Below are 19,984 nucleotides of genomic sequence, written 5' to 3'. Positions count from 1 at the left end.
TATATACTATAAAAGGTGGATGTGACCGGGGTGTGAACATAGAGTGAAAGAGAGAGGGAGTTTGAAAGAAAGAGTAGAGTAAACAAAAAATAAGACCATCACAAATGATGGCCTAGGGAAGGGGACAATTTATGTCAATTTAATTAGGGATGGAAAGCTGTTCAAGACACTGGGGAATGTCTTATAAATTAGGGAGGAACAGCTTCGATATATATACTATAAAAGGTGGATGTGACCGGGGTGTGAACATAGAGTGAAAGAGAGAGGGAGTTTGAAAGAAAGAGTAGAGTAAACAAAAAATAAGACCATCACAAATGATGGTCTAAGGAAGGGGACAATTTATGTCAATTTAATTAGGGATGGAAGTTGTTCAAGACACTGGGGAATGTCTTATAAATTAGGGAGGAACAACTCCAATACATATACTATAAAAGGTAGATGTGACCCCTATGTGAACATAGAGTGAAAGAGAGAGGGAGTTTTAAATAAATGGTAGAGTAAACCAAAAATAAGACCATCGCAAATGATGGCCTAAGGAAGGGGACAATTTATGTCAATTTAATTAGGGATGGAAGTTGTTCAAGACACTGGGGAATGTCTTAAAAATTAGGGAGGAACAACTTCGATACATGTACTATAAAAGATAGATGTGACCCTCGTGTGAATATAAAGTGAAAGGTATGAGGATTTGAGAAATGATACATATAAAATGATTGTTGTGAGAGTTGTAGAGTAAGAATAATATAATAGAAAGTGTTTTGTCATAAAATGAAGTTCGAGTATAAATAAAAGTTGAAAACTATGAAAAAAAGGACTATGCTCAACTATATTATAAGAATATAAGGTTTATCCCGTTATTTAAGGTTTTTTATAAGCCTTTAGTTATGAGGGGAAAAAGGGAGTTAGTGAATATGGAAGTAACAAAAAGACAAGGGCTGTATAATCGTTTTATACGATTAAATCCACCACAAATATTAGCATTAGGTTTTTTCTGCTTAATTGTGGTTGGCGGTTTGTTATTAAAGTTACCATTCGCAACGAAAGTACATATTAGTTGGGTAGATGCTTTCTTTACGGCAACGTCAGCAGCAACTGTAACGGGATTGGGAGTAGTAGATACTGCAAGTACGTTTACGATGTTTGGCGAGATTGTTATTATGTTTTTAATTCAAACAGGCGGTTTAGGTCTTATGACAATTGCCATTTTAATTGTTTGGGTATTAGGTAAAAAAATCGGATTACGCCATCGATTATTAATCGGAGAGGCATTTAATCAGACAAATATAGGTGGTCTTGTAAAATTAGTAAAACGTGTGTTTATATTTTCAATTTGTATTGAGCTTATTGGAGTCATCTTTTTATCGTTTCGCTTTATTCCAGAGTTTGGCTTTGAAAAAGGTGTATACTATAGTATTTTTCACGTTATTGCATCTTATAATAATGCTGGATTTGCTCTATGGCCGGATAATTTAACAAGGTATGTAGGAGATCCTATTATTAATATTGGGATTTGCTCTTTAATCGTAATAGGTGGTCTCGGTTTTACCGTATTAATTGATATATGGTATAGTCGTAGTTTTCGAAAATTATCACTTCATTCCAAAATCATGATTGTTGGAACGGTAGCGCTAAATGTGATAGCGATGATTGTGATTTTTGTATTGGAATATAATAATGTGAAGACGTTAGGGGATTTACCTTTAAATGAAAAGTTATGGGCTTCATTCTTCCAAGGTATTACTCCTCGTACTGCTGGATTTAACACAGTTGACTACGGGGGGATGGAAGAATCATCTATATTATTTACGATGGTTTTAATGTTTATTGGTGCAGGAAGTGTATCGACGGGTGGAGGGATTAAATTAACAACGTTTGTTATTTTAGTTACATCTGTTCTTTCTTTCTTTAGAAAGAAAGAGGAAATCGTTTTATTTCAGCGCACAATTAAAATGTCGACAGTAACGAGAGCGTTAGCCATTGCCGTTGCCAGTCAAATCCTCATTTTTGCAGCAGTATTTGTATTAATGCTAACAGAAAACTTTAGTTTTGTTCAGTTACTATTTGAAACAATTTCAGCATTTGGTACAGTAGGGTTAACAATGGGGATTACTGCCAAGTTATCAGCGTTTGGAAAATGTATTATTATGTTTGTTATGTTTTGCGGATTAATTGGTCCGTTAACAATTGTCTTTTCTTTAGCGCGACCAGCAAAACAAAAAATTAAATATCCATCGGAAGATGTATTTACAGGATAAGGTATCCCGCATAAGCGAGATACCTTTTTCTTTTTAAAAAAGGGAGAATAATAAACCGATAAGCGCTACTCGGAACAAAATTGCAATGAGTGCTGCAATTCCGCCGACAATCGCAGCGATACCACCAGTTACAGTAGCTCCGCGATTATAAGCGTAAATTCCTAGTAATACAGAAACAAGACCAAATAATGTTGGGAAGGTAAAGAGTGATAAGATAGCTAAGGCAAGAGCGATAAAGCCAGCAGTTGATCCAGCGGCGGACGATCTTACATCACCTTTATGATCTTTCTTATCGTAATCATAATCAATGCGCTGTGGTGCAACCTCAGCTGCATATTCTTCTTTATAGTCACTATCTATTCTATCTCTTTTTTTATACTCATCAAATTTCTCAGTCAAAGTCATGACTCCTTTCATAACAAGGTTCAATAGTAGTATGCATCTCTTTTTCCTTTTTATCCGAGTATGTACAGGGAGTAATATCCATTTAAAAGGTGGAAATTGTTTTTTTGAAATAGGAAAAGTTAGTATGACTTCCTCTATTTTGGAAAGTATAAAAAAGAATAATGAGGAAAGGGTGCAATACATAATGGAACATCCAATTGAAAATTTAATGAAAACAGCAATGGCAAATTTAAAAGAGATGGTAGATGTAAATACAATTGTTGGCAGCCCAGTTTCAACAGCTGACGGAAATGTAGTATTAACAGTATCTCAAGTGGCTTTCGGTTTTGGAGCTGGCGGAAGTGACTTCAAAGGTGATTTTATTTCTGAAAAACATAATAACGGACAAGGGCAGCATAAAGAGAACAAGCAAAGTCATCCATTTGGAGGCGGGAGCGGGGCTGGAGTTTCTATTAGCCCAGTTGCTTTTTTAGTAGTTGGTTCTAACGGTGTGCAAGTGTTGCACCTCAATAGTAGTACGCATTTAATTGAGAAGGCTTTAAATACTGTACCAAGCACTGTAGATAAATTTGTAAATAATCGTCAGAAGTGAACTTGCATTTTTTAGGAATTATGATATATTAGAAAAAGTGCGCTTTAGGATGATCGGAATAAATGAACTTTAAATATATATGATGTGTGGAATAAGGGAGAGGAATTTATGATTAATATCAAAAACTTAGTCGTTGGCTTATGTATGTTAGTAAGCGGCTTTGTTGTATATGTAATAAAAGAAAAGGCTCCATTCTAAAACAGACAAACCGTTATTGTCTGTTTTTAATTTATAAAAAAGTTGACAAGTTATTGTATTGGTGTTAAAATTTTAATTCGTGTCTCGGTTACAGCTAGTGTAAAGTAAATAGATCTTATGAATATAATACGAAAAGTTTGCAAAAGATCGGGTAATTTTACCAACAACTTTTGTGAACAAACCCTATAAATTATATTTGTAAGCTTTATATGTATACTAGTGAATCAAGGAGCGGTCAGTGGAACCGTAATGATGAGAGAGAGGTAGGGCTTTCATCCAGTATATATGTTACTTTCCCGTTAGGTGAATATAAAAAAGAGGACTTCTTTTCAAAAGGAGTCCTCTTTCTTTTTATTTAGTCGTTATATACACCAGTAAGCATTTGACTTACGAATTGATCGTTTAAAGTATCTTGGGCAGAAGAAGTATTTGAATGAATGTCAATTGAAGCAGTAAAATTATTATGTTCTTTATTATTTGGTTCTACTTCTACATAATTATCGAATTTACAAAAACCTTTCGTATCCATTAGATCAAATAGTTGAAGCATTTCTACTACCTCTTGTCTCGTTCCTTTAATTTGTACACACGCCATATTGATTTCCTCCTTCATTTTGACAAATTGTTTTTTAAAAATAGGATTATGATTACGAAATGAAAAATATGAATGTTATTTTTAGACAGCGTTATTTTTATTATTTTCCCCCTTTTTCAGCAAAAGTCGTTATATATTCCCGAATTTATAAAAACGGACGTCCGTTTATTGAATACAATAGATTCGTATCAATTGATGAAAATCCTTCTTTTAAACAAATGTTTTTTTTAGTGAAAATTGGCGAAAAAATTTTTTTGACTTTTTGTAAACGTTAACAACGTTGTTAAATCAGTATAATCAAAGATGTACGTACGATTAAAAATTAAAAATTTTCTAAAAATTCACTTGATTTATTTAGAAAGGAGAGTAAACTAGGAAACAATAAAAAATTCATAGAACATAGGAGGCGCTTTCCAGTGAACGAGCAATGGATTTTCTTAAATGGAGAATTTGTTTCAAAAGACGAGGCAAAAGTTTCAGTATATGATCATGGTTATTTATATGGCGATGGAGTATTTGAAGGGATTCGAGTTTATAGCGGTAATGTTTTCCGTTTGAGAGAGCATCTTGTCCGGTTATATGAATCAGCAAAATCCATTATGTTAGAAATTCCATATTCTTTAGATGAAGTAAAGAATATTGTTGTTGAGACGATTCGACAAAATAAATTATCTAATGGATACATTCGCCTAGTTGTATCGAGAGGAGCAGGAAATCTTGGGTTAGATCCTGATTCTTGTAAGAAACCGAATGTAGTAGTAATTGCAGAGCAACTATCTTTATTCCCGCAAGAATATTATGAAAAAGGGATTCCAGTTGTAACAGTTGCAACGCGCCGAAACCGCCCAGATGTTTTGTCGCCTCAAGTAAAATCTTTAAATTACTTAAACAATATTTTAGTTCGCATCGAAGCGAAATTGGCTGGAGTACAAGAAGCACTTATGTTAAATGATCAAGGGTATGTAGCTGAAGGCTCAGGGGATAACGTGTTTATTGTAAAAGGAAATAAATTAATTACACCACCAAGTTCTGCTGGAGCGTTAGAAGGTATTACACGAAACGCTATTTTAGAAATTGGTGAAAAACTTGGATATGACGTTAGAGAAGAGTTATTTACAAGACATGATGTATATGTAGCTGATGAAGTATTTTTAACAGGAACAGCAGCTGAAGTAATTGCTGTTACGACAGTAGATGGTAGAACGATTGGTTTAGGGCAAACGGGTCCACATACGAATCGTTTATTAGAAGAATTCCGAAAGTTAGTTATAGAAGATGGAGAGAAGATTTACGAAGAAAATAAAGTTGGATAACAACTCTTTATAACATAAGAAAGCGTTGAGAGGGAGGAGTAGTTGATTGTGAAGCCTCACAGAGAGTCGGTGGTTGCTGAAAACCGATGGTTCACGTCGACGAACATCGCCCTTGAGTGCTAAGCTGAAGCGTTTGTCTAGGCTTAGACGGTAGCTCCGTTATTAGCTAGACTCATTTATGGGTCACTGAGGCAAGAGTATTCTTGCGAAGAAGGGTGGTACCGCGAAATCTTTCGTCCCTTCAGCACATAGCTGGAGTGTGGACGTAGGTTTTTTTTTATTGATAAAAGTTTTCAAAAAGGGGGCTTATAAGAACAATGTCTTCAAAAACGGAAGAGAAACTGGCAACTGGTGCACAGCTATTGTTAGAAGCGCTAGAAAAGGAAGGAGTAGAAGTGATTTTCGGTTATCCTGGTGGTGCTGTTTTACCTCTTTATGATGCACTCTATGACTGTGAAATTCCGCATATTTTAACAAGGCATGAGCAAGGAGCGATTCACGCTGCTGAAGGATATGCCAGAATTACTGGCAATCCAGGGGTTGTCATTGCAACGAGTGGACCAGGTGCTACAAATGTGATTACGGGTCTAGCAGATGCGATGATTGATTCATTACCACTTGTTGTATTTACAGGGCAAGTAGCAACAACGTTAATTGGAAGTGATGCTTTCCAAGAAGCGGATATTATGGGGCTTACGATGCCGGTGACAAAACATAACTATCAAGTGCGAAAGGCTTCAGATTTACCTCGAATTATTAAAGAAGCATTTCATATTGCTAGAACAGGAAGACCAGGCCCAGTCGTTATCGATCTTCCGAAAGATATGGTAGTAGAACAAGGAGAACGATGTAATGATGTGCAAATGGATTTACCAGGATACAACCCAAATTATGAACCGAATTTACTCCAAATAAACAAATTATTACAAGCAATTAGTGCTGCAAACAAGCCGTTAATTTTAGCTGGAGCAGGTGTATTGCATGCGAAAGCATCAAAAGAGTTAACAAGTTTTGCTCGTAAATATGAAATTCCTGTTGTGCATACATTACTTGGTCTTGGTGGCTTTCCGCCAGATGATGAACTTTTTCTAGGGATGGGAGGAATGCATGGTTCATACACAGCCAATATGGCGTTATATGAATGCGACTTACTTATTAATATAGGTGCAAGATTCGATGATCGGCTTACTGGAAATTTAGCTTATTTTGCTAAAGGGGCTACTGTCGCACATATCGATATTGATCCAGCAGAAATCGGAAAAAATGTGCCGACTGAAATTCCTATTGTTGCAAGTGCTAAGCAAGCGTTGGAAGTATTACTTCAACCAGAAGGAAGGAAAGAAAATCATCATAAGTGGCTCTCCTTATTAAAGAGTAGAAAAGAACAGTATCCATTCTCTTATAAACGAAACTCTGAAAGTATTAAGCCTCAATACGCAATTGATATGTTATATGAAATTACGAAGGGAGAAGCGATTGTCACAACAGATGTTGGGCAACATCAAATGTGGGCAGCCCAATATTATCCGCTGAAAACTCCAGATAAATGGGTAACTTCAGGAGGATTAGGGACGATGGGGTTCGGATTTCCAGCAGCAATTGGTGCACAAATTGCGAAGCCTGAAGAACTAGTTATTGCAATTGTCGGTGACGCTGGATTTCAAATGACCCTGCAAGAATTAAGTGTGTTAAAAGAACACTCTTTACCTGTTAAAGTATTTATTTTAAATAATGAAGCTTTAGGAATGGTAAGACAATGGCAAGATGAATTTTATAACAAAAGATACTCGCACTCTCTATTGTCGTGTCAACCAGATTTCGTCGCTCTTGCGAATGCGTATGGTATAAAAGGAGTTCGCATAGATGATCCACTTCTTGCAAAGAAGCAAATACAGCAGGCGATTGAATTACAAGAACCGGTCGTAATTGATTGCCGTGTACTTCAATCAGAAAAGGTAATGCCGATGGTTGCACCAGGGAAAGGTGTTCACCAAATGGAGGGAGTGGAAAAAAGGTGAAGAGAATTGTTACAGCGACAGTTCGAAATCAAAGTGGTGTGTTAAACCGAATTACAGGTGTTATGACACGAAGACATTTTAATATTGAAAGTATTTCAGTAGGTCATACAGAATCATCAGACATATCGCGGATGACGATTGTTGTACACGTTGAAAATGAACAGCAAGTTGAGCAGTTAATTAAACAACTTCATAAGCAAATTGATGTTCTGAAAGTATCAGATATTACAGAAGAAGCGATGATCGCAAGAGAACTTGCACTTATTAAAGTCGCAACTTCAGTAGCAAGAGCAGAATTATATAGTTTAATTGAGCCGTTTCGAGCCGCTGTAATAGATGTTGGGAAGGATTCCATAGTTGTGCAAGTAACAGGTACACAGGAGAAAGTAGAAGCGTTAATTGAATTACTTCGTCCATACGGTTTGAAAGAGATTGCTAGAACAGGTGTAACAGCGTTTACGCGTAGTATGAAAAAACAAGATAAGCAAGTTATGTTAATTCAATAATCATTTAAATATAGGGGGAAATGAAAATGACAAAAGTTTATTATGAGAAAGATGTAACGGTAAATGTATTAAAAGAAAAGAAAGTAGCAATCATCGGATACGGCTCGCAAGGTCATGCGCATGCGCAAAATTTACGTGATAACGGTTTTGATGTAGTAGTAGGTTTAAGAAAAGGAAATTCTTGGGATGAAGCGAAAGAAGATGGATTTTCTGTATATACAGTAGCAGAAGCAGCAAAGCAGGCTGATGTAGTAATGATTTTACTACCGGATGAACTGCAACCAGAAGTATATGAAGCGGAAATTGCGCCAAATTTACAGGCAGGAAATTCTCTCGTTTTTGCACACGGATTTAATGTTCACTTTGATCAAGTGAAACCACCAGCGAATGTAGATGTATTTCTAGTAGCACCAAAAGGACCAGGACATTTAGTTCGCCGTACGTTTGCTGAAGGCGGAGCTGTTCCTGCACTATTTGCAGTATACCAAGATGCAACAGGAGTTGCGACTGAAAAGGCACTTTCTTATGCTGATGGAATTGGAGCTACGAGAGCTGGTGTACTAGAAACGACATTTAAAGAAGAAACGGAAACAGATTTATTTGGAGAGCAAGCTGTACTTTGCGGAGGAGTAACCGCGCTAGTAAAAGCTGGATTTGAAACGTTAGTTGATGCTGGTTATCAACCGGAACTTGCATATTTTGAATGTTTACATGAACTAAAACTAATCGTTGACCTTATGTATGAAGGCGGACTTGAAAATATGAGATATTCAGTTTCAGATACAGCGCAGTGGGGCGACTTCGTATCAGGACCACGCGTTGTAACGGAAGATACGAAGAAAGCGATGGGTGCAGTGCTAGCAGAAATTCAAGATGGTACATTTGCAAGAGGCTGGATTGCAGAGCATAAAGCAGGAAAACCAAATTTCCATGCGACAAATGAGAAAGAGAATGAACATGAAATCGAAGTAGTTGGACGTAAATTACGTGAAATGATGCCTTTCGTACAACCGCGAGTAAAGGCAGGGGTCAAATAATATGAAGCAGATTTTTTTCATGGATACGACGCTACGTGATGGCGAACAATCACCAGGAGTGAATTTAAATGAACAAGAGAAATTGCAAATTGCAAGGCAATTAGAGAGACTAGGTATTAATGTCATGGAAGCTGGTTTTGCAGCAGCTTCCGAAGGGGATTTTCAATCGGTAAAACGCATCGCGAATACGATTCAAAATGCTACAGTTATGAGTTTAGCTAGAGCGAAAGAAAGTGATATTCGAAGAGCGTATGAAGCGGTGAAAGGTGCTGTGTCTCCTCGTTTACATGTATTTTTAGCTACGAGTGATATTCATATGAAATATAAACTTTGTATGTCGAAAGAAGATGTATTAGATAGTATTCACCGCTCGGTTACACTTGGAAAATCATTATTTCCGACAGTACAATTTTCTGCAGAAGATGCGACAAGAACAGCAAGGGATTTTTTAGCTGAAGCGGTAGAAGTTGCGATTCGTGCAGGAGCGAATGTAATTAATATTCCAGATACAGTTGGGTATACGAATCCAGAAGAATATTATTCTCTTTTTAAATACTTACAAGAATCCGTTCCTTCATATGAAAAAGCAATTTTCTCTTGTCATTGTCACGATGATCTTGGGATGGCTGTGGCAAATTCACTAGCTGCGGTTGAAGGCGGAGCGTTGCAAGTAGAAGGAACAATGAATGGAATTGGAGAAAGAGCTGGGAATGCGGCGTTAGAAGAAGTCGCAGTTGCTCTTCATATTAGAAAAGATTTCTATAAAGCAGAGTCTTCTATGACGCTAAAAGAAATTAAAGCGACAAGTACATTAGTAAGCAGATTAACAGGGATGGTTGTACCGAAAAATAAAGCGATCGTTGGAGCGAATGCGTTCGCTCATGAATCAGGAATTCATCAAGACGGTGTTCTAAAAGAAGTGACAACATATGAAATTATTGAACCAGAGCTAGTAGGCGAATCTCAAAACCTATTTGTACTTGGAAAACATTCTGGCCGTCACGCGTTTACAGAAAAAATGAAAGAGCTTGGCTATGAATTTACAAAGGAAGAACGAGATGCGGTGTTTGAAGCGTTTAAAAAATTAGCTGATCGTAAGAAGGAGATTACGGAGGAAGATTTACGTGCACTTATGCTTGGGGAAGCAGCATTTGCGGCTCAGCAATATAACATTATGCAACTGCAAGTACATTTCGTATCAAATAGTACACAATGCGCGACAGTTGTACTAAAAGGCGAGGAAGGAAATGTATACGAAGATGCAGCTACTGGTTCTGGTAGTATTGAGGCGATCTATAATGCAATCCAAAGAATTTTAGGATTAGAATGTGAATTGGCGGATTACCGCATACAATCTATTACACAAGGTCAAGACGCACTGGCTCATGTTCATGTTGAATTAAAAGAAGGAACGCATCAAGTATCAGGTTTTGGTGTTGCGCAAGACGTATTGGAAGCGTCGGCAAGAGCATATGTCCATGCAGCAGGAAAATTAAAATCTCTTATAGCGCTTGTGAAATAAGTGTTTGATGGGTGAGGGAGAAGCTTCCTTACCTATCAAATTAAAGTTCTGAAAATTCAGTTAAAGGAGTGTTGAAATTGGAAAAACGTATCGTTTGTTTAGCTGGTGATGGTGTTGGCCCAGAAATTATGGAAAGTGCGAAGGAAGTATTGCATATGGTAGAAAGGTTATATGGACATCATTTTCACTTGCAAGATGAGTACTTTGGCGGGAGTGCTATCGATTTTAATGGGCAACCATTACCGCAACGAACGCTTGCCGCTTGTTTAGCAAGTGATGCGGTTTTACTGGGAGCGGTTGGTGGACCAAGGTGGGATGCTGCGAAAGAAAGACCGGAGAAAGGATTATTAGCTCTAAGAAAAGGACTTGGTGTATTTGCAAATGTTCGCCCTGTAACGGTAGAAAGCGCAACGGCACATTTATCGCCATTAAAAAACGCTGATGAAATTGATTTCGTTGTCGTTCGTGAATTAACAGGTGGAATTTATTTTTCTTATCCGAAAGAACGAACGGACGAAGTAGCAACAGATACACTTACGTATCATCGTCATGAAATTGAAAGGATCGTCTCTTATGCCTTTCAACTAGCGAGTAAGCGGAAGAAAAAAGTAACATCTATTGATAAGGCGAATGTTTTAGAGTCTAGTAAACTATGGAGAACTGTTACGGAAGAAGTAGCACTTCGTTATCCAGACGTTGAACTAGAACATATTTTAGTAGATGCCGCTGCTATGGAGTTAATTCGGAATCCAGGAAGGTTTGATGTAATTGTAACGGAAAATTTATTTGGGGATATTTTGAGCGACGAAGCTTCCGTATTAGCTGGATCATTAGGAATGCTTCCATCAGCAAGTCACGCGGAAAAGGGACCATCATTATACGAGCCTATTCACGGATCAGCACCGGATATTGCCGGGAAAAATAAAGCGAATCCAATTGCCATGATGCGCTCTGTTGCCATGATGCTTGGGCAATCGTTCGGATTAACGAGAGAAGGGTGTGCAATTGAAGACGCAATTTCAGCAGTCCTTACATCAGGGAAATGTACAGCAGATATCGGAGGCACTGAAACGACAACTTCATTTACGAAGGCAGTTATGCAAGAAATGGAAGAACAAGCGCTAGTAGGGAGAGGGAGATAATGGGGAAAAGTTTGCTAGATAAGCTTTGGGAAAGACACGTAGTTACAACAAACGAAAATGGATTAGATTTATTGTATATCGATCTGCATCTTGTTCACGAAGTAACGTCACCGCAAGCCTTTGAAGGCTTGCGGCTTACAAATCGAACGGTCCGCAGACCAGATTTAACATTCGCAACGATGGATCACAATGTCCCAACGAAAGATGTTTGGAATATTACGGACCGCATTGCGAAGCAGCAACTAGATACACTTCGGGAAAATTGTAAACAATTTCAGGTGCCGTTAGCGGATATCGGGGATGAAGAGCAAGGGATTGTTCATGTTATCGGACCAGAACTAGGTCTCACGCAGCCAGGAAAAACAATTGTTTGTGGTGATAGTCATACAGCAACGCACGGTGCGTTTGGCGCGTTAGCATTTGGCATTGGTACGAGTGAAGTGGAACATGTATTGGCAACGCAAACGTTATGGCAACGCAAACCGAAAGCAATGGGTATTGAGTTAAAAGGGAAATTACAGAAAGGTGTTTACGCAAAAGATATTATTTTGCATCTCCTTTCAAAGTACGGTGTAGCAGTTGGAACTGGATACGTAATGGAATTTTACGGAGAGACGATTGGGTCTATGGAGATGGAAGAGAGAATGACGCTTTGTAATATGGCAATTGAAGGGGGAGCGAAGGCTGGTATTATAGCACCAGATGAAAAAACATTTGCTTATGTAAAGGGGCGTAAATATGCACCGAAAGACTATGAAACTTTCGAGAAAAAATGGTCTGAACTTTATACAGATGCAGATGCAATGTATGATTTACATATTTTGATAGATGTGACGGATTTAGCACCGTATGTTACGTGGGGAACAAACCCGAGTATGGGTGTTCGTATTGATGAAAAGTTGCCGGAAAAGCATGATGCAAATGATGAAAGAGCATTTTCTTATATGGGATTAAGCCCTGGACAAAGTACGTATGACATTCCAGTTCAGCATGTTTTTATTGGATCTTGTACAAATTCCAGGCTTTCTGATTTAGAAATTGCTGCATCTGTTGTGAAAGGGAGAAAGGTAAAAGAAGGTGTGCGAGCACTCGTTGTGCCTGGATCGAAAAGAGTAAGAGAAGCAGCGATGCAAAAAGGACTACATCGCATATTTGAAGAAGCTGGATTTGAATGGAGAGAACCTGGATGTTCCATGTGTCTTGGAATGAATCCAGATCAAGTACCTGAAGGAGAACATTGTGCTTCCACTTCAAATCGTAATTTTGAAGGAAGACAAGGAAAAGGGGCACGAACACATTTAGTTAGCCCAGCAATGGCAGCAGCAGCTGCGTTATATGGTCATTTTGTTGATACTAGAAAGGAGAGTTATGATGGAGCCATTTCGTATTCATAAAGGTACAGCCGCAGTACTGATGAATGATAACATTGATACAGATCAAATTATTCCGAAGCAATATTTAAAGAGAATTGAAAGGACGGGATTTGGAAAATATTTATTCGATGAATGGCGTTATGATAATAACCGCCAGGAAAATCCTAATTTTCCGCTTAATGCAAAAGATAGAAAAGGGGCAAGTATATTAATTTCAGGTGATAATTTTGGTTGCGGTTCTTCAAGAGAACATGCTCCGTGGGCGCTTGCTGATTATGGTTTCCGCGCTATTATCGCTGGAGGGTTTGCAGATATTTTTTATATGAATTGTATGAAGAATGGTATGTTACCAATTGTAATGGATAAAGAAATGCGAGAACAACTTGCCAAAACGGATGCGAGAGAACAAATAGAAGTAGATTTAGAGAATGAAGTCATTACAACGAGTACATACAGGTTTCATTTTACAATCGAGAAAATGTGGAAAGAGAAATTATTAAATGGTTTAGATGAAATTAGTATTACAATGCAATATGAACAAGAAATTGTAGAGTATGAAAGGGAAGTAGCTTTATATTAAGAAATAACGGAATGTTCAAAATGTGTTTACATTCAGAATTAAGTATTATATACTATGTAAAAATCAGAGGAGAAAGGGAGTAAGTATTATGAATATCGAACAATCTATTAAAATGCTTACACAACTACATCATCATACATAAAGCCCTTGAACCTAGCGTGAAAACGTGTAGGCACAAGGGTTATTCCCGTTGTACCTACACTCTACTAAAGAGCCTTGTAGGTATTTTGTCTACAAGGCTCTTTTTATTTTCGGTTTAGGTGAATGAAATAGGCATACATTAGAAAGGGAAAGGTGTGAGAATTTAGATGACAAAATGGAAACGGGCAAACCCAAATGGAACGAGAGACTATTTATTCGAAGAATGTACGTTAATTGAAGAAGTGGAGCAAAAATTAAGACGTACTTTTTTAGGGCGAGGTTATGAGGAAATAAGGACACCGACAATTGAATTTTATGATGTTTTTGCCTTTCAAAATAGACCGATAGAGGAAGAAAAGATGTATAAATTTTTTGATGAAAAGGGACGGATTATCGTGTTACGTCCAGATATGACAATTCCTTTAGCGAGAGTAATGGGAACGCAGCGGTGGGATACGCCGCTTAAACTGACGTATAGCGGGAATGTATTTCGGGCGAATGAGTCCCTTACTGGAAAATATAATGAAATTGTACAAAGTGGTATTGAAATCATAGGGATTGATAATGTAAGAGCTGAAATTGAATGCGTCATAAGCGTCATTCAATCACTTCAAAAAGTGAAGGTGCAATCTTTTACAATAGAGATTGGGCAAGTGCAGTTATATAAATGTATTGTCAAAAAGCTCTCCATTCATGAGGAAGAAGAGAGAGTACTTAGGACATACATTGAAGGTAAAAATTATGCTGCTCTATCAAATTTTATTAGAGAAAAGAAATTAGATCGATGTGATGAAACAGTAAGATTACTTGAGAAATTACCAAGGCTATTTGGGAATTTAGAAGTGATTGAGGAAGCAGAAAAACTCGCCTCAAGTAATGAAATGAAAATGGCTATTGCAAGAGTGAAAGAGATATATGAAGCAATTGAAAAACTAGGATATGGATCTTACATATCAATTGATTTAGGTATGATCCAACATTTAGATTACTATACGGGAGTTATTTTCAAGGGATATATATATGAAATTGGAGAAGAAATTGTTAGTGGCGGAAGATATGATGAGTTAATTGGAAATTTTGGAGAGATGCTGCCGGCTGTTGGACTCGCGGTACAAGTCAATCAAATTGTGAAGGCACTACAAGAGCAGCAAGAACCATATGAACGAAAGAGAATAGATATTATCGTTCATTATGAGTTAAATAGATTAGCAGAAGCGGAAAGGTTACGAAATTTACTTCAAAAGGACGGGAAAAAAGTAGAGCTATCTTTATTCTCTAATGTAAACGACACCTTTCAATTTGCAAGAAAAAATCAAATCGTAACGGTCGTTGAGGCAAAGAATGAATCATTAGTGGAATATGTATGGAAAGAGAAATGGGTAGTCCAGAAAGAAGGAGAAACTTCATGCGTAACATTCAAATTGCGTTAACGAAAGGAAGATTAGAAAAACATGTGATTCCGCTCTTTGAGCAGATTGGAATTGATTGTTCAGAGCTCAAAAATAAGGGACGAAAGCTTGTCTTTCAAAGTAAAAATACAGATATCTCATTTATTTTAGTGAAAGCAGTAGATGTTGCTACTTATGTAGAACACGGAGTAGCTGATATTGGGGTCGTTGGAAAAGATATTTTAATGGAAAATGAGAAAGATATTTATGAAATGTTGGATTTAGGAGTGGGCGTGTGTAAGTTTTGTGTTGCTTCTATTCCGACTTATAATCCGAAGAGCTACCGGAAGAAACGCATTGCGACGAAATATCCACATATTACTTCTAACTATTTTCATGATAAAGGGGAGGATGTAGAAATTATAAAAATAGAAGGTTCTGTAGAAATCGCTCCTATTCTTGGGTTGGCAGATGCGATTGTTGATATTGTGGAAACAGGAAAAACATTACAAGAAAATGGACTCATTGTATTTGAGGAAATGTGTTCTATATCTGCTCGAATGATTGTAAATAAGGCTGCATTAAAAACTAAAAAAGACGAAATATTCGGTATTATAAATATGATGGAGCAAGAAATTTTGTCAGGAAAATAGGGGGACTTGTAATGGAGATCGTTTCTGAAGATTTTCAAAAGGCGTTATCGAAAATAAAATTGCTACGAGAAAACGCTATTATAATAGAAGAAACTGTTCAAAGGAGTGTAAATGAAATCGTTCGAAATGTAAGGGAGAGTAGGGATGAGGCCCTATCCTTTTATACAAACAAGTTTGATGGTGTAAAGATGAAAGAGTTTCGTGTAAGTGAAGAAGAAATAAAACAAGCGGGTATAGTTGTAGAGAATTCATTTTTAGAAGCGTTACAAGAGGCGAAGAAAAACATTATTTCGTATCACGAAAAGCAAAAAAGGCAATCTATATTCGATTGTGCGAGTAAAGGAATTATTAGAGGACAAATCATTCGACCGTTAGAAAATGTAGGGGTATATGTGCCAGGCGGAACTGCTTCGTATCCTTCATCAGTATTAATGAATGTATTACCAGCAAAACTCGCTGGTGTGGAAAAGATTGTAATGGTAACACCGCCGAGAGAAGGAGGAATTGATCCACATATTTTAGTTGCTGCAAGTCTTGCAGGGGTAGATGAAATTTATACGATAGGTGGTGCGCAAGCAATTGCTGCTTTAGCATACGGGACGGAATCGATTCCGAAAGTGGATAAAATAGTTGGACCAGGAAATTTGTACGTCGCTCTGGCGAAACGAGAAGTATACGGAATAGTAAATATCGATATGATTGCTGGACCATCAGAAATTGTAGTTATTGCTGATGAAACCGGCAATGCAAAATATATCGCTGCTGATTTATTATCACAAGCAGAACATGACGAGAGAGCAACAGCAATTTGTATTACAACGAATATAGAGTTAGCAAAAGAAGTAGAAAAAGAGATAGAAAGACAGTTAGAAACATTACCAAGAAGCGAAATTGCACGTGAATCGATAAATAGAAATGGAGCCATTTGTATCGTTCCTTCTTTAGATGAGGCATTACAATTATCGAATGAAATCGCTCCAGAACATTTAGAGTTACATATAAAAGAACCAATGAATGCTCTAGCTTATGTGAAGCATGCAGGATCTATCTTTCTTGGACCATATGCACCAGAACCGCTCGGTGATTATGTAGCAGGACCGAATCACGTGTTACCGACAAGTGGAACGGCAAGGTTTTTCTCGCCGTTATCAGTCGATGATTTCGTGAAAAAATCAAGCTTTCTGTCTTATACGGAGGAAGCGTTAAGAGATGTACAACATCATATTGTAGAACTTGCCAATAAAGAAGGGTTACATGCGCATGCGAGAGCAATTCAAATACGATTTGAGGAGGAAGAATAATGCGTGAGTCCAGTCAAATACGTGAGACGACAGAAACAAAAATAAAATTAAGTTTGCAGCTTGATGAAGGCAAGAGCGTTTCTGTACAAACGGGAGTTGGATTTTTTGATCATATGCTAACTTTATTTGCAAGGCATGGAAGATTCGGTTTGCAAGTGGAGGCGGAAGGCGATGTATTCGTTGATGCACATCATACAGTTGAAGATGTTGGAATTGTACTCGGAAATTGTTTGAAAGAAGCATTGCAAAGTAAAGAGGGAATTAACCGTTACGGCTCCGCATATGTACCGATGGATGAGTCTCTAGGTTTTGTCGCAATTGATATAAGCGGGCGCTCGTATATTGTATTTCAAGGAGAATTAACGAATCCGAAGCTTGGGGATTTTGATACAGAACTAACGGAAGAGTTTTTTAGAGCAGTTGCGCATGCCGCCAATATTACATTACATGCTCGCATTTTATACGGAAGCAATACACATCACAAAATTGAAGCGTTATTTAAAGCGTTTGGTAGAGCGCTTAGAGAAGCGGTCGAAAGAAATGCCAACATTACTGGTGTAAATTCAACGAAAGGGATGTTGTAATTGATTGCTATTATAGATTATGGAATGGGAAATATTCGTAGTGTAGAACAAGCATTAAAATATATTGGAGCAGAGTACATCTTAACGAGTGATAAAGAAGAGATTTTTAGAAGTGATGGAGTGATTTTACCAGGAGTAGGAGCATTTCCAAAAGCGATGGATGTATTGGAAGAAAAAGATTTAGTGCGTGTATTAAAAGAAGTCGGACGTTCAGGAAAACCGCTTCTAGGCATTTGCTTAGGAATGCAGCTTTTATTTGAAAAAAGTGAGGAACTGCAAGACTGTAACGGATTAAGTTTATTGCCAGGTGTTATTCGAAAGTTAAAGGTTCCTTATAAAATTCCACATATGGGATGGAATGAGTTAAAGAAAGAGGGAGAAATAGCACTTTGGAATGGAGTAGAGGATGGTTCTTTCGTATATTATGTCCACTCTTATTACGCAGATTGTCCAAATGAAATTGTGTATGGAATAAGTGAATATGGAGTGTACGTACCTGGTTTTGTAGCAAAAGGAAGTATATATGGCGCACAGTTTCATCCTGAAAAAAGTGGTGATATAGGAATGCAAATGTTGAAAAATTTCAAAGGAGTGGTAGAAGCATGGAAATCTTCCCGGCTATCGATTTAAAAGAGGGACGCTGCGTTAGACTTTATCAAGGAGAGTTTAGTAAAGAAACAGTAATGAATGAAGATCCGGTTGCGCAAGCGATTATATTTGAAAAGTTTGGAGCAAAAAGATTGCACATCGTTGATTTAGATGGTGCAGTTGCAGGTGAGTCGTTAAACTTGCCGATCATTGAAAAAATTTGCAAGGCAGTACGTATTCCCGTACAAGTTGGAGGAGGAATTCGATCGCTTCTAGCGGTAGAGAAACTATTGTCAGTAAGTGTAGATAAAGTGATTTTAGGAACAGCTGCTCTTTATGATAAGGCATTTTTAGAAGAGGCGGTTCTTCTATATAAAGAAAAAATCATTGTTGGTATTGATGCGAAAAATGGTTTCGTAGCAACGAGAGGCTGGCTTGATGTGTCTGAAATTTCTTACATTGATTTAGCGAAGCAAATGGAGAATGTAGGTGTTCAAACGATTGTGTTTACAGACATTTCGAAAGACGGGACACTTGCAGGGCCGAATATAGAGCAATTGGAGTTACTACAAAAAAACGTTGCTATGCGTCTTATTGCTTCTGGAGGAGTGGCCTCTATTCAAGATGTGAAAAAATTAAATGATATGAATATATATGGCGTCATAATTGGTAAGGCTCTTTACGAGAAAAAGATTGATTTAGAAGAAGTGTTAGAGGTAACGAAGTTATGTTAGCAAAACGCATTATTCCATGTCTAGATGTGAAAGAAGGGCGAGTCGTAAAGGGTGTAAATTTTATAGGATTACAAGATGTCGGTGATCCTGTTGAAATAGCCGCTTTATATAATGAGGCGGGAGCAGATGAAATAGTATTTTTAGATATTACGGCAACGCATGAAGGACGAAAAACGATTATAGATGTTGTAGAAAAAACAGCATCAAAAGTATTTATTCCTCTTACAGTTGGCGGGGGGATTTCAAGTGTTAAAGATATGTACAATTTACTAAGAGCTGGGGCAGATAAAGTTTCAATTAACTCAGCAGCAGTGCGAAATCCAAAGCTAATTGAAGAAGGGGCAGAACACTTTGGCTCACAATGTATTGTCGTAGCAATTGATGCTAGAAAAGTAACAGAAGAAAAGTGGAATGTATATGTGAACGGCGGAAGAGTTGATACGGGAATGGATGCAATCGGGTGGGCAAAGCGCGTTACCGAGCTAGGAGCAGGCGAAATTTTGTTAACGAGTATGGATGCAGATGGAACGAAAAACGGATATGATCTTCGCTTAACAGAAGAAATTTCAAAAAGTGTTTCTGTACCAGTCATTGCGTCAGGTGGCTGTGGTCATGCTGATCACATTATAGAAGTTTTTCAAAAAACAACAGTTGATGCAGCGTTAGCAGCATCCATCTTTCATTATGGTGAGGCGACAGTGCAGGACGTAAAGAGAAAATTAAGAAACGCAAACATTGAGGTGCGGTTATGAAACCTAACTTTTCAAAAGGATTATTACCAGCAGTTGTAATTGAAGAAGGTACAAAAGAAATTTTAATGCTAGCTTATATGAATGAAGAAGCATATGAAAAAACGCTAGAAATGAAAAGAACATGGTTTTATTCTCGTTCAAGACAATCGTTATGGAATAAAGGAGAAACATCAGGAAATGTCCAATATGTGCAATCTCTTTATTTAGATTGTGATCAAGATTCAATTGTTGTTGTCGTAAAGCAAGTAGGGTCTGCTTGCCATACAGGAGAGAAAACATGTTTTCATTATAAAATTATATAGGGGGG

22 protein-coding genes and 1 other annotated feature are annotated in these 19,984 nt (G+C 37.5%); of the genes, 20 read left to right on the top strand and 2 right to left on the bottom strand.

Annotated features, from left to right (window positions below):
• Positions 1–911: 911 nt before the first annotated feature.
• Positions 912–2,255, top strand: coding sequence for a TrkH family potassium uptake protein (locus ACTFOB_RS14440; protein ID WP_440025282.1), 1,344 nt, complete (start codon positions 912–914; stop codon positions 2,253–2,255).
• Between the two features lie 33 nt (positions 2,256–2,288).
• Here ACTFOB_RS14440 and ACTFOB_RS14435 read toward each other — a convergent pair whose 3' ends face one another.
• Positions 2,289–2,672, bottom strand: a complete 384-nt coding sequence (locus ACTFOB_RS14435) for an imidazole glycerol phosphate synthase (protein WP_440025281.1) — start codon at positions 2,670–2,672, stop codon at positions 2,289–2,291.
• Positions 2,673–2,784: 112 nt separating this feature from the next.
• Between ACTFOB_RS14435 and ytfJ the strand changes: the two genes are divergently transcribed.
• Together ytfJ and ACTFOB_RS14425 are read left to right on the top strand one after the other, a co-directional pair.
• A complete protein-coding gene (gene ytfJ / locus ACTFOB_RS14430; protein ID WP_440025280.1) occupies positions 2,785–3,252 on the top strand; it encodes a GerW family sporulation protein in 468 nt (155 codons plus the stop codon).
• Between the two features lie 108 nt (positions 3,253–3,360).
• A complete protein-coding gene (locus ACTFOB_RS14425; RefSeq protein ID WP_000608225.1) occupies positions 3,361–3,450 on the top strand; it encodes a hypothetical protein in 90 nt (29 codons plus the stop codon).
• A 355-nt stretch (positions 3,451–3,805) separates the two neighbouring features.
• Here the strand turns inward: ACTFOB_RS14425 and ACTFOB_RS14420 are convergent, their stop codons facing one another.
• Positions 3,806–4,045: a DUF3911 family protein gene (locus ACTFOB_RS14420; protein WP_440025279.1), complete on the bottom strand. Its 240-nt coding sequence runs from the start codon at positions 4,043–4,045 to the stop codon at positions 3,806–3,808.
• Positions 4,046–4,104: 59 nt separating this feature from the next.
• Between ACTFOB_RS14420 and ACTFOB_RS14415 the strand changes: the two genes are divergently transcribed.
• The 17 genes from ACTFOB_RS14415 to hisI all read left to right on the top strand — a co-directional run bounded on the left by ACTFOB_RS14415 (position 4,105) and on the right by hisI (position 19,979).
• Positions 4,105–4,320 (top strand): hypothetical protein, encoded by a 216-nt coding sequence (locus ACTFOB_RS14415; protein ID WP_440025278.1) that lies wholly within the window; start codon positions 4,105–4,107, stop codon positions 4,318–4,320.
• Positions 4,321–4,461: 141 nt separating this feature from the next.
• Positions 4,462–5,358: a branched-chain-amino-acid transaminase gene (gene ilvE, locus ACTFOB_RS14410; RefSeq protein WP_440025277.1), complete on the top strand. Its 897-nt coding sequence runs from the start codon at positions 4,462–4,464 to the stop codon at positions 5,356–5,358.
• Positions 5,359–5,374: 16 nt separating this feature from the next.
• Positions 5,375–5,602, top strand: a binding site (T-box leader).
• A gap of 73 nt (positions 5,603–5,675) precedes the next feature.
• The gene (gene ilvB / locus ACTFOB_RS14405) at positions 5,676–7,376 is read left to right on the top strand and encodes an acetolactate synthase large subunit (RefSeq protein WP_440025276.1); all 1,701 of its coding nucleotides are present in this window, start codon (positions 5,676–5,678) and stop codon (positions 7,374–7,376) included.
• The gene (gene ilvN / locus ACTFOB_RS14400) at positions 7,373–7,882 is read left to right on the top strand and encodes an acetolactate synthase small subunit (RefSeq protein ID WP_000822948.1); all 510 of its coding nucleotides are present in this window, start codon (positions 7,373–7,375) and stop codon (positions 7,880–7,882) included. The genes ilvB and ilvN overlap by 4 nt, the downstream gene beginning before the upstream one ends.
• Before the next feature lie 26 nt (positions 7,883–7,908).
• Complete coding sequence (ilvC, locus tag ACTFOB_RS14395; protein ID WP_440025275.1) at positions 7,909–8,919, top strand: ketol-acid reductoisomerase; 1,011 nt, start codon at positions 7,909–7,911, stop codon at positions 8,917–8,919.
• A 1-nt stretch (position 8,920) separates the two neighbouring features.
• Positions 8,921–10,441: a 2-isopropylmalate synthase gene (leuA, locus tag ACTFOB_RS14390; RefSeq protein WP_440025274.1), complete on the top strand. Its 1,521-nt coding sequence runs from the start codon at positions 8,921–8,923 to the stop codon at positions 10,439–10,441.
• A 77-nt stretch (positions 10,442–10,518) separates the two neighbouring features.
• Positions 10,519–11,583 (top strand): 3-isopropylmalate dehydrogenase, encoded by a 1,065-nt coding sequence (gene leuB / locus ACTFOB_RS14385; RefSeq protein WP_440025273.1) that lies wholly within the window; start codon positions 10,519–10,521, stop codon positions 11,581–11,583.
• Complete coding sequence (leuC, locus tag ACTFOB_RS14380; protein ID WP_440025272.1) at positions 11,583–12,977, top strand: 3-isopropylmalate dehydratase large subunit; 1,395 nt, start codon at positions 11,583–11,585, stop codon at positions 12,975–12,977. Before leuB ends, leuC begins: the two co-directional genes overlap by 1 nt.
• Positions 12,955–13,536, top strand: coding sequence for a 3-isopropylmalate dehydratase small subunit (gene leuD, locus ACTFOB_RS14375; protein ID WP_440025271.1), 582 nt, complete (start codon positions 12,955–12,957; stop codon positions 13,534–13,536). The genes leuC and leuD overlap by 23 nt, the downstream gene beginning before the upstream one ends.
• Before the next feature lie 308 nt (positions 13,537–13,844).
• A complete protein-coding gene (gene hisZ / locus ACTFOB_RS14370) occupies positions 13,845–15,107 on the top strand; it encodes an ATP phosphoribosyltransferase regulatory subunit (RefSeq protein ID WP_440025269.1) in 1,263 nt (420 codons plus the stop codon).
• A complete protein-coding gene (hisG, locus tag ACTFOB_RS14365) occupies positions 15,083–15,718 on the top strand; it encodes an ATP phosphoribosyltransferase (RefSeq protein WP_440025268.1) in 636 nt (211 codons plus the stop codon). Before hisZ ends, hisG begins: the two co-directional genes overlap by 25 nt.
• An 11-nt stretch (positions 15,719–15,729) precedes the next feature.
• Positions 15,730–17,019, top strand: coding sequence for a histidinol dehydrogenase (hisD, locus tag ACTFOB_RS14360; protein ID WP_440025266.1), 1,290 nt, complete (start codon positions 15,730–15,732; stop codon positions 17,017–17,019).
• On the top strand, positions 17,019–17,603 hold the full coding sequence (gene hisB / locus ACTFOB_RS14355; RefSeq protein WP_151631141.1) for an imidazoleglycerol-phosphate dehydratase HisB: 585 nt from the start codon (positions 17,019–17,021) through the stop codon (positions 17,601–17,603). The genes hisD and hisB overlap by 1 nt, the downstream gene beginning before the upstream one ends.
• Positions 17,604–18,233 (top strand): imidazole glycerol phosphate synthase subunit HisH, encoded by a 630-nt coding sequence (hisH, locus tag ACTFOB_RS14350; RefSeq protein WP_440025263.1) that lies wholly within the window; start codon positions 17,604–17,606, stop codon positions 18,231–18,233.
• The gene (gene hisA / locus ACTFOB_RS14345; RefSeq protein WP_440025261.1) at positions 18,206–18,925 is read left to right on the top strand and encodes a 1-(5-phosphoribosyl)-5-[(5-phosphoribosylamino)methylideneamino]imidazole-4-carboxamide isomerase; all 720 of its coding nucleotides are present in this window, start codon (positions 18,206–18,208) and stop codon (positions 18,923–18,925) included. The genes hisH and hisA overlap by 28 nt, the downstream gene beginning before the upstream one ends.
• The gene (gene hisF / locus ACTFOB_RS14340; protein WP_440025259.1) at positions 18,919–19,677 is read left to right on the top strand and encodes an imidazoleglycerol phosphate synthase cyclase subunit; all 759 of its coding nucleotides are present in this window, start codon (positions 18,919–18,921) and stop codon (positions 19,675–19,677) included. The genes hisA and hisF overlap by 7 nt, the downstream gene beginning before the upstream one ends.
• On the top strand, positions 19,674–19,979 hold the full coding sequence (gene hisI / locus ACTFOB_RS14335; protein WP_440025257.1) for a phosphoribosyl-AMP cyclohydrolase: 306 nt from the start codon (positions 19,674–19,676) through the stop codon (positions 19,977–19,979). Before hisF ends, hisI begins: the two co-directional genes overlap by 4 nt.
• Positions 19,980–19,984: the final 5 nt, after the last annotated feature.

Source organism: Bacillus cereus group sp. MYBK79-1 (assembly GCF_051915365.1).
Taxonomy (GTDB): domain Bacteria; phylum Bacillota; class Bacilli; order Bacillales; family Bacillaceae_G; genus Bacillus_A.
The sequence above is the reverse complement of the archived record's forward strand: the minus strand, read 5'-3'. Positions and strand labels throughout refer to the sequence as shown.

Coding starts and splice junctions, on each gene's coding strand:
- ACTFOB_RS14440 (WP_440025282.1), top strand. CDS start 912: ATGGAAGTAACAAAAAGACAAGGGCTGTATAATCGTTTTATACGATTA.
- hisG (WP_440025268.1), top strand. CDS start 15,083: ATGCGTAACATTCAAATTGCGTTAACGAAAGGAAGATTAGAAAAACAT.
- ACTFOB_RS14435 (WP_440025281.1), bottom strand. CDS start 2,672: ATGAAAGGAGTCATGACTTTGACTGAGAAATTTGATGAGTATAAAAAA.
- ytfJ (WP_440025280.1), top strand. CDS start 2,785: ATGACTTCCTCTATTTTGGAAAGTATAAAAAAGAATAATGAGGAAAGG.
- leuC (WP_440025272.1), top strand. CDS start 11,583: ATGGGGAAAAGTTTGCTAGATAAGCTTTGGGAAAGACACGTAGTTACA.
- ilvC (WP_440025275.1), top strand. CDS start 7,909: ATGACAAAAGTTTATTATGAGAAAGATGTAACGGTAAATGTATTAAAA.
- hisA (WP_440025261.1), top strand. CDS start 18,206: ATGGAAATCTTCCCGGCTATCGATTTAAAAGAGGGACGCTGCGTTAGA.
- hisI (WP_440025257.1), top strand. CDS start 19,674: ATGAAACCTAACTTTTCAAAAGGATTATTACCAGCAGTTGTAATTGAA.
- hisZ (WP_440025269.1), top strand. CDS start 13,845: ATGACAAAATGGAAACGGGCAAACCCAAATGGAACGAGAGACTATTTA.
- hisB (WP_151631141.1), top strand. CDS start 17,019: ATGCGTGAGTCCAGTCAAATACGTGAGACGACAGAAACAAAAATAAAA.
- hisD (WP_440025266.1), top strand. CDS start 15,730: ATGGAGATCGTTTCTGAAGATTTTCAAAAGGCGTTATCGAAAATAAAA.
- ACTFOB_RS14425 (WP_000608225.1), top strand. CDS start 3,361: ATGATTAATATCAAAAACTTAGTCGTTGGCTTATGTATGTTAGTAAGC.
- leuD (WP_440025271.1), top strand. CDS start 12,955: ATGGAGCCATTTCGTATTCATAAAGGTACAGCCGCAGTACTGATGAAT.
- ACTFOB_RS14420 (WP_440025279.1), bottom strand. CDS start 4,045: ATGGCGTGTGTACAAATTAAAGGAACGAGACAAGAGGTAGTAGAAATG.
- leuA (WP_440025274.1), top strand. CDS start 8,921: ATGAAGCAGATTTTTTTCATGGATACGACGCTACGTGATGGCGAACAA.
- ilvB (WP_440025276.1), top strand. CDS start 5,676: ATGTCTTCAAAAACGGAAGAGAAACTGGCAACTGGTGCACAGCTATTG.
- ACTFOB_RS14415 (WP_440025278.1), top strand. CDS start 4,105: ATGAAAAATATGAATGTTATTTTTAGACAGCGTTATTTTTATTATTTT.
- hisF (WP_440025259.1), top strand. CDS start 18,919: ATGTTAGCAAAACGCATTATTCCATGTCTAGATGTGAAAGAAGGGCGA.